Annotated in this window: 3 protein-coding genes and 3 pseudogenes; 2 read left to right on the top strand and 4 right to left on the bottom strand. The window is 64.3% G+C overall.

Features of this window, described 5'->3' with window-relative positions:
• Both ACGFYN_RS47480 and ACGFYN_RS47475 read left to right on the top strand, forming a co-directional pair.
• A pseudogene (locus ACGFYN_RS47480) lies at window positions 1–479 on the top strand (transposase); the annotation flags it as partial.
• Between the two features lie 784 nt (window positions 480–1,263).
• Window positions 1,264–1,701 carry a subtilase-type protease inhibitor gene (locus ACGFYN_RS47475; RefSeq protein WP_393872190.1) on the top strand — a complete coding sequence of 146 codons (438 nt, stop codon included), beginning with the start codon at window positions 1,264–1,266 and terminating at the stop codon, window positions 1,699–1,701.
• A 402-nt stretch (window positions 1,702–2,103) separates the two neighbouring features.
• Here the strand turns inward: ACGFYN_RS47475 and ACGFYN_RS47470 are convergent.
• The 4 genes and pseudogenes from ACGFYN_RS47470 to ACGFYN_RS47455 all read right to left on the bottom strand — a co-directional run.
• Window positions 2,104–2,331: pseudogene (locus tag ACGFYN_RS47470) on the bottom strand (IS701 family transposase); the annotation flags it as partial.
• A gap of 828 nt (window positions 2,332–3,159) precedes the next feature.
• Window positions 3,160–5,211, bottom strand: coding sequence for a hypothetical protein (locus ACGFYN_RS47465; RefSeq protein ID WP_393872189.1), 2,052 nt, complete (start codon window positions 5,209–5,211; stop codon window positions 3,160–3,162).
• 1,760 nt (window positions 5,212–6,971) lie between these two features.
• On the bottom strand, window positions 6,972–8,204 hold the full coding sequence (locus ACGFYN_RS47460) for an RNA-guided endonuclease InsQ/TnpB family protein (RefSeq protein ID WP_393872188.1): 1,233 nt from the start codon (window positions 8,202–8,204) through the stop codon (window positions 6,972–6,974).
• Window positions 8,204–8,497: pseudogene (locus tag ACGFYN_RS47455) on the bottom strand (integrase core domain-containing protein); the annotation flags it as partial. The pseudogene ACGFYN_RS47455 and the gene ACGFYN_RS47460, both read right to left, overlap by 1 nt.
• Window positions 8,498–8,584: the final 87 nt, after the last annotated feature.

Below are 8,584 nucleotides of genomic sequence, written 5' to 3'. Positions count from 1 at the left end.
AAGCGGTTCCGCAAAGACACCGTCCTGATCGTGGACGGCACCTTGGTGCCCACCCGCGACCACACCGTCGCCGAGCAGTCGAAGAACTATCGGTACTCCACGAACCACCAGGTCGTCGTCGACGCCGACACCCGGCTCGTCGTCGCTGTCGGCCGGCCGCTGCCGGGCAACCGCAACGACTGCAAGGCATGGGAGCTGTCCGGCGCCAAAGACGCGGTCGGCAAGACCACCGTCATCGCGGACGCTACCGAGGCACCGGCCTGGTCATCCCGCACCGCCGAGAGAAAGGCCAGACCGAACTCCCCGCGTGGAAGGAGGAACACAACGCTTCCCACCGAAAGGTCCGCGCCCGCGTGGAGCACGCTTTCGCCCGCATGAAGACCTGGAAGATCCTCCGAGACTGCCGTCTCAAGGGCGACGGCGTCCACCACGCCATGCTCGGCATTGCCCGCCTGCACAACCTCACCCTCGCAGGCTGACGAAGAACCAGGCAGGTCAATCGGCACCTCGTAGATCATTTACGGGACAGCGCTTAGGCCAGACGGGAAACCGGAAAAGGGTCGCACAACGGAACAAGTCTCGTGCTGATGTGCTGCCCGCAGGGGGCTTGAGCAGGCTCACCTCGCACCTGCGCGGGTACATGCCCCTCTTCCTCGCCGCCGTCGGCGTGTGCCGCGGCGGTGTCCGCCACCCCACTGACCGCGTCCTTCTGGCGGCCGCCTCCACCCCTGGTCAGGCCGCCCGGCTGACGCGCACCCGGCGGCAGTCGCCGTTGAAAAACTGCCCGCCACCGCCCGGCCGGGCGACGAGGACCTCCTCTCCCTGCCCGAGATCGAAGCCCGGTTGGTCATCCGGACCGGCAAGAGGCCGGCTGACCGTCACGCGCATGCTGCGCGAGCACGACGAACGCGAGGCCGCAGCCTTGGCGACGTTGAGAGGGCAGCAGAGGAACCACCAGTCGGCACCATCCCGGACGGATGCGGGAAGCGGCTGCACTCTATGACTTCCGGCCATTCTGCACAGCGCGCCGAACTCGTCGACCTGGTCTTTCCTCCCTCCAGGAGGAGCCAAATTCACCCACACTCACTGTGAATGAAGCCCTTCACAGGCTTGAGCACGCTTGCTGCCTGGACGCATGGCATTCACGGCATGCGCACAAGCCCCACATGCCTGAATCACATACGGTCAACTGGTCTTGCCCCGTTGCCTAGGCAAAGCTGTTCCCGGCCCACAAGGCCCCCAACTCTCATGGAGGAGCTTCCCATGCGCATGAACCTGCGCTCCGCCGGTCTCGCCGCAGCCACCGTCAGCGTGATCGGCGCGGCGTTAGCCGCGACCTCAGTCACCGCCACCGCGGCGCCGGCCAGCCTCTACGCACCCTCGGCACTCGTCCTGACCGTGTCCTACCCCGGTGGATCGAGCGACACCGCAGCTCGCGCCGTCACGCTGAGCTGCGCGCCCGGCGCCTCCGGTACCCACCCTGCATCTGCTGCAGCCTGCGCGGATCTGCGCAACGTGGACGGACAGCCCGACTCCCTGCTGGCTACAGCGCCCGGTCAGGCATGCCCGCGGCTCTGGTACCCCGTGACCGTCACTGTCGACGGTGTTTGGCAGGGAACGCGCACCTCCTGGAAACACACCTTTGCGAACTCCTGTGAAATGAACAACGCAGTCGAACAGAGCAGCCTCTTCAGCTTCTGACCCGACCTCACCCAGACCGTGGTGAGGAGCGAGTGTTCGAGGGCGACCAGGGCGTTCGCCTTGCCCAGTCTGGGCATGAGCCGGTGGTAGCGGGACGGGCATCGAGATAGGTGGACTCTCGAGCGCGGGAGGCCACCATGTTCAGATAGGTACCGTCCTCGTGCAGGTCAGCCTCACCCCGGGCCGTTCTCGTATCGAACCCCAGATGAGACTGCGCACCTCACTACGTTTTTGATGCGTGTCCCTCCGGACGCTGAGGAGCCGCGTCGGGGAGAAAACCTTACGTCCCCCAAGTAGTGCTTCGTTATGTTCTGGTTCTGGTGAGGGGGCGGCCGCAGGTGGTGCAGGTGCCGCTCCAGCAGCGCAGCAGGTCTTGCAGAGTGTCGAGGACTTGGTAGAGGGTCAGGCTGCTGTCCGGGCTTTTGGGTCGTATCGCCGGAGGGTGAGGAAGGCCTGGGCGGCGGTGACGAGGGTGACGTGGTGGTGCCAGCCGCGCCAGGTGCGGCCCTCGAAGTGGTCCAGGCCCAGGCCGTGTTTCAGCTCGCGGTAGTCGTGCTCGATGCGCCTGCGCAGCTTGGCGAAGCGCACCAGGTCGGCGATCGGGGTGGTGGCGGGCAGGTTGGTCATCCATCGAGCACTCGACCCGGTCCGGTCACGCTATGTCTGCGGGCTTGGCCGAGTGGGGAGTTGCAGCCGCGGTAGGGCCCTTGTTGGCTCGGTCGCGGACCGTTCGATGGTGGCTTGCTGCCCTGCGCAGCGTGGGTGCTGCGGGCCGACGGCCGGCGCCTGCGCGTCGCGGCGGGGAGTTGACCGTGCTCGTGGCCCCACTGCGTTCGGGTGACGCGGGATCTAGCCGATCAGGCCGCCTCTCCCACTCCGCTGCTGGCCCGCAAGCGCCCCCGAGCGCAGCATCAGGGACCGCAGGCGTCACCTCGGCGGCCAGGCGACCGTTACCCTTTCGGCCCCGGTGACCCGGCCATAACTCGGGGCCGCGCTCGGCCGATGGGCGCTGGTGGAGTATCTGCGGCACGACGGCGCCGTCCACGTCCTCACTGTCGAGGCGGCCGAGTGCGGGTCTGGCGGCTGGGGAGGGTGACTGAGGCGAACGATGACGTTCGCACGCCCGCCGGGGTGTTACCAGCAGTGCAGGAGGCGGCCGCTGGCTCCTGGGCGCCGTTGCCCAGCAGCTCGATGGGCTGCTGCTGAACGCACTGACCGAGCTGGGCGATCGCCCCTCGTGGTGGTGCCGACCGGACCATTGCACAGCTTGCCCTGTTCGGCGCTGCCATCCTGCTGGGGAAGGCTCCTCATCTCAGCCCGTCCGCGCCAGGGCGGGCAGTGCATCCCACGCGGTCGTCATCGTGTCCTCCTTCGGGCGCCCTGGCCAGCCTATCCCTCACCTTTCGCGTGGCGCGGACGCTCTACGAGAGCGGCGACGAGGCGCGCTGCCGGTCATTGTCAGACTGCCGCACCGAGATCGATCCAATCCGTACCAGTATTCGGGCTATTGTTATGATCCACGTCGAGACCAAAAACACCCAAAGGCATAGTATCGGAGGCTATCTGCTGGCCCGCCAAAGCTTGGGGCTGCGCTTGACCCTCAGTCACCACGTGAGCGGCACCTTCAACGAATCGTACTGTTTGCGGGGAGTCTGTACCGACGAAAACAAAAGCGGATCCGAGGCGGTACCAATTTCCCGCTATCACCCGTCCCGTCGATGTGCTGTATCCGGCCCTCGACACCGTAAGACCCGCCCAATCCTGTGTCGTCTCGCCTCCCCTCACATTTAGTATTTGTATCTGGATGCGCCGATCCTGATGCATGATCGTGATATCAGCTATGAATGTTCTTGCCGCCCCGGTAGGTGGGGTGTAGATCAGCTCAGCACGCCTGAAAGTTGTCCAGCTTAGCCTGCGGTCTGCTTGGATGGCCCTGTCGAGATTGTCGATGGTCCACCGGCCGCCTCGCCCGAATCGTATCCCCTGCAGTTTACCTCTGAGCTCATCGTGGATGTCTTGACGGGCTTCTGGGTTGAAGAGCGTCTTCTCTTCGACGCTGGAGACGCCGCGTGGGGAGAGAAATCCCTTCTCTTCGTCTGCTTCGCCAGGGCGGTACTTCTTCTCCTTGAACGGGGAGCTCGTGCTTTCTCCGAAATCAGGGATCCCGGGAATACCTGACGTGGGTGGGACCTGCTGGGGGTAACGGATCCTATACGGTACGGTGAAGAGGCCCGTAACAAGATTCGCCATGTCATCGGGGGAGAGCCAAGCCTTGGGATTGGGCGGGAATGCGCGCAGGATGATGATACCTATCTGCTCGACCGCAGCTTCGAGGATTGGCTGCAGCAGCCCCGCCGACAACTTCTCCCGGGACATGGCCGTGTTCGTGGGTAGATTGCCGAGCTTGCCGATATCGGTAACGCCTGTGAGAGTGATGTCCTTCGCCCTATCTGTAAACTCCGCCCTGAGATATTCTCCTGCCTTCTTCAGCTCCTCCTGCTCATGAACACTCTGCTCCAGGTGTGCCTTGTAGGCGGAGAAGGCCCCCTGGAGCGCCCCTTTGATGAGCGCAAATCCGAAGGGAAGAAATGAAGCAGGGAAGGAAATGACGCTCATCAAAAATGTGAAGTTTGCCTCGAGACGAGCAATGGTTCCTGCCGCGGTAGTTTGGTGACCTCTCTCCCTATGTAGCCTTTGCAGGAGGGACTGGTGATCTGCCCGAGCCTGCGCAACGAATTCTTCGTAGTCATGCTGAGAGGCTCGGGCTTGAAGCCCGCGTATGACGCCGGATTTTATCACCCCAACTGCCCCAAATACCGGAGCGAACATGCCGCTGTAGGTGGCACCTACTGCAATGGACATATCCGCAATTGCTTGAACGGTCTCGCTGGGTGCACCGCTTGCCCTCTTAATCGAGTCCGCCTCGTTGAACTTTATTCTCGCTGCGTCAAAATAGGATCGCCCCTTCTCCATCTGCTCCTGCATGTGCGCTCTCTTGCCCGCAGCGAGGTCTTCGATAGTCTGCTCCACGGCGCGATGCATGGCTGAAGGCAGGGTGGTTGTTGCACGGGCTCCGACATGGGCCACGTCGCGAAAATCATCCAATATTTCGAAAGCTTGCTGGACATAGTCTGCCACGTCCGTCCCCAGCGCAGCCACATAATTTTTCGAGTGAAGAATCCGCGCGCGAAGTTCATCCGACTCAGGCACGGTGGGGACTTGGCGGTGGCTCAAAGCGGCGGCCCGTGCGCGCAGTCGCAAAAGGTTGCGCATCACGTGCTGGTATTGCTCAATGTCTCCTTCGAGCCTCTGTGCCAGAATGCCCGTACTCCCTATGTGGCTCTCGCGAATCTCCGTCAGCCCGTCAATCAAGTACTGAAAGTATCGTATTTCTGCGTCGATGCAGGATATGAGCCCCTCTCCTTCGAACAGTGCGCCCTGGGCTTCTAGGGCTTGGCGGTACGCTCGACGCAGCGGTTCGATACGTTCCTTGGGTGAAGTGTGTCCCACGGTCCGTTCGAGAACATTCCTCAGCCTGGTACTGCGATCCCTGAGTACCGAATTTACCTTTCTGGACCTCCACCCTTGTCGGTCGAGGTAACGGTAGATCGCATGCGCCATGGCGTTAATCTGCCTCTCCCGACCAGAATCAAAACTCTCAACAATCCGTCGAATTCGGGGGGCTGGGTTCTCTGGAAGCTCAGGCATCGCGGGAGGCGGAGGCTGCGGAATCGGGGGGAGAGTCGGCGCGGACGACAGGAATTCCTCGGGTGGCGTTGAGCCCTCAACGTAAGACGGCGACATACCCCAGGCGGGGCGGTCCTCCCCCGTGGAAGCCGAGGGTGAGCTTGTCAGCGGCCAAGGCGGCGGCGTCCAGGCCACCTGCCCCTGGGCAGGTGGCGGCGGCGGGGGAGGGGGCGCCTCTTCAGCCGGCGGTTCGCCTTTGGGCGGTGGCGGGGGAGGAGGAGTGTCTTCAGCCGGCGGCTCGTCCCCGGGGCGCGGCGCAGGCGTTTCGTCAGACATCTTCGCTCCCTGCAAGTAGAGGGATTGGGCATTCCGGCTATCAAGGGCGGCCTGCCACCAAGGACTGGCGCCCTGCGTGATTACTGGTGGTAGATGGTCCTACGCTTCGAGGTAGCAGACATTCTCGGGCCCAGGCACTTCCGATTACCCTCAACCGCAGTCAGCGGGACACGAGGCGCCCATGCGTTCCTTCTCGCACCGGTATCGGATCACCGCCGTCCTGCCGGGGCCGGCTGACGCTGGTGGCAGGCCACTCGCCGCGCCGCGGGCCGTTACCATTCCTCCGTATTCAGCCTACGCCTGTGGTTCCATGGCAGGACTCTGGCAAAGTCACACCGCTGTGCTTCCTGCAGGTTTCGTACTCGTCGACTATGGCTGTGGGAGCGCTGCGCTCAGCAGGAACTTCGCAGGTACCGGGGTGAACGTCGGGCTTGCAATATCTTCGATATCCAGTGCCGGGCGCTCGAACCATGACTGCTGCCATTGCCCATCAACTGGGACTACCGGTGCGCCGATACAGCGACCGCAACACCAAGTGGCCCGTCCAGGACGTGCGGGAGGCCGCTGATGAGTTCGATGAAACGGGAACGGGGGAGCTGGCTGATGAGTTCGAGCGAGTGACGCGTACTGAGGCGTAATTGAGCCCCGGTTTGACATCAACATCAAACCTGCCGGTGCTGCATCGCTCTGGGCGCTGAAGCCGTAGGTGGCTGTTTGCGAAGCCCCGCCTCGATGGAACCACCGAAGGCGCCCCCGACCCCGTTTGAAAGATCGGTGATCGGCCCTGCCCGTACCCCTGGGTCACCCGATGTCGCGTTGACGATGACCGGAGGGGCGCCGATGATCTTGCCCGTCCTGTCGGTCAGCGTGACCGCACGTTCTTGCCGCCAGGGTTCACCCCGGCCGCCAGTTGGGAGGGACGTAGACCGCCGGACACTCGACTCGCCCTTGGAGCCCGTCCGGGTACGTGTAGGTGTCGCCAAACATTTCCGCCGCTGGCGGTGGCGGTAGTGATGTGGGAGCCGAAGCGTTCGATGTCGTGACGGCAGGGCGGATGGTCGATGACGCCGGTTGTCCCGTGTTGTTGCCGTCGCGGCAAGCTTGCGATTCGCATGGGGGGGTACTTGACCTTGTTGGTCACACCCATGGCGATTGCTTTCCGATGTCGGTGAGCTTCGCAACCTGCACGCGCTTCGCGGTGCCCTCAGAAGGTGACTCCTCCCGCTCGTGAGCGAGGGGGCTTCTCGCTATGCCGGGTTGGCGTCGCGACGGGCCAGCCCGGCCCGTAGAACGTTCAGGGCGCCCACCGTGTCCGCGTGCGCGTTGTGGCCGCAGGCTTGACAGTGGAACTTCTCCTGGGTGGGCCGGTTCTCCTTGGCGGTGTGCCCGCATTTGGGGCACCGTCGGGAGGTGTTGCGGGGGTCGACGGCGATCACTTCCCGTCCGGCACCTTCCGCCTTGGCGGCCAGGATTGCGAGGAACACCCCCCATCCGGCATCAGCGATCGAGCGGTTGAGTGCGGCCTTCGCGCTCGCCCCGTTGGGCAGGAACGCGCGTTTCTGGTCGGGGTCGGGCTTCGGTGCGGGGGCCCTGCTCATGTTGCGGATCTTGAGGTCTTCGTGAGCAATGCAGTCGTGTTCCCGCACGAGGCCAAGTGCGGTCTTGTGCGCGTGGTCCAGGCGCTGACGGCGTACCTTGCGGTGCAGCTTCGCGACGGTTTCCACACCCTTGCGCCGGCGTTTTGATCCCCGCTTGCACCGGCTGAGTGCCTGCTGTGCGGCTTCGAGCTTCGCGGCGGCCTTCGCACCGTGGCGCGGGTTGGCCACGAACGCGCCGCCCAAGTCGGCGAGAAAGTTGGCTATACCCATGTCGACGCCGACCACGCTGCCGGTCTTGGGGAGCGGTTCGGGCCGGGGCTGCTCGGTGGTGAGGATGATGTACCAGCGTTGTCCTTCGCGCTTCACGCTGATCGTCTTGACCTTTCCGAGCACCGGCCGGTGCTGGTGCACCTTGACGTGTCCTACGCCCTGGAGGCGTACCCGGGTGGTGGGGTCGTGCGGGGTGGAGTCCCAGCGGCAGCCGTCGCGGTCCTTCTGGAAGTCCACGGTGTCGAACCGCTTGCCCGACCGGAAACGGGGATGGCCCGGTTTGTCACCGGCCTTGATCCGGCGGAAGAACGCGGCGAACGCCTTGTCCAGACGGCGCAAGGTCGCCTGCTGGCTGGAGAACGACCAGCGGCCCTGACGCTCTGGGTCGCCTGCCCGGATGTCCTTGAGCTGGGCAGACTGCTGCCCGTACCGGACCGTCGTCTTCGAGGCGTGCCGCCAGGCGTCGCGGCGTTCCTGCAAGGCCCCGTTGTAGAGCGAGCAGTGATCGCGCAGCATCTCGCCAAGCGCACCTTGCTGGCCCGAGGTAGGCCGCAGCAAGAACTTGTACGCACGGGCCTTCCCCCGTGATGGTGGACACGCTTCGTTGAGCACGCGGCGAGCGTGAGCTTAGCCTTATGGTGTCGGCGTTCGTATTCGTTGGGGCTGAGGTGGCCGTTGGCCGAGTGTCGGCGGCGGGTGTTGTAGCGGGTCAGCCAGGCGAAAACGGCTCTGCGACAGGTGCCGGCGTCGCCGTAGTGCCGGGCGCCCTGGAGGGTCTCGCGCTTCAGGGACGCGTGGAAACTCTCGCAGGCCGCGTTGTCCGCGCTGGTGCCGACGGCGCCCATCGACCGGGTCATTCCGAGCCGGTCGCAGAGATCGGTGAAGGTGCGGGAGCCGTATTGGGCGAGTTCAATCAGTCGTTGCAACACCGGGCTGTTGCAGCGAGCGTAGCTGTTCTTCGAAGACCTCGGCCGGCGTCCGCCAACCCAGGA

Origin of the sequence: Streptomyces sp. NPDC048419 (assembly GCF_043200415.1) — a bacterium.
Lineage (GTDB): Bacteria > Actinomycetota > Actinomycetes > Streptomycetales > Streptomycetaceae > Streptomyces.
This window is presented reverse-complemented; position numbering and strand designations above follow the sequence as displayed.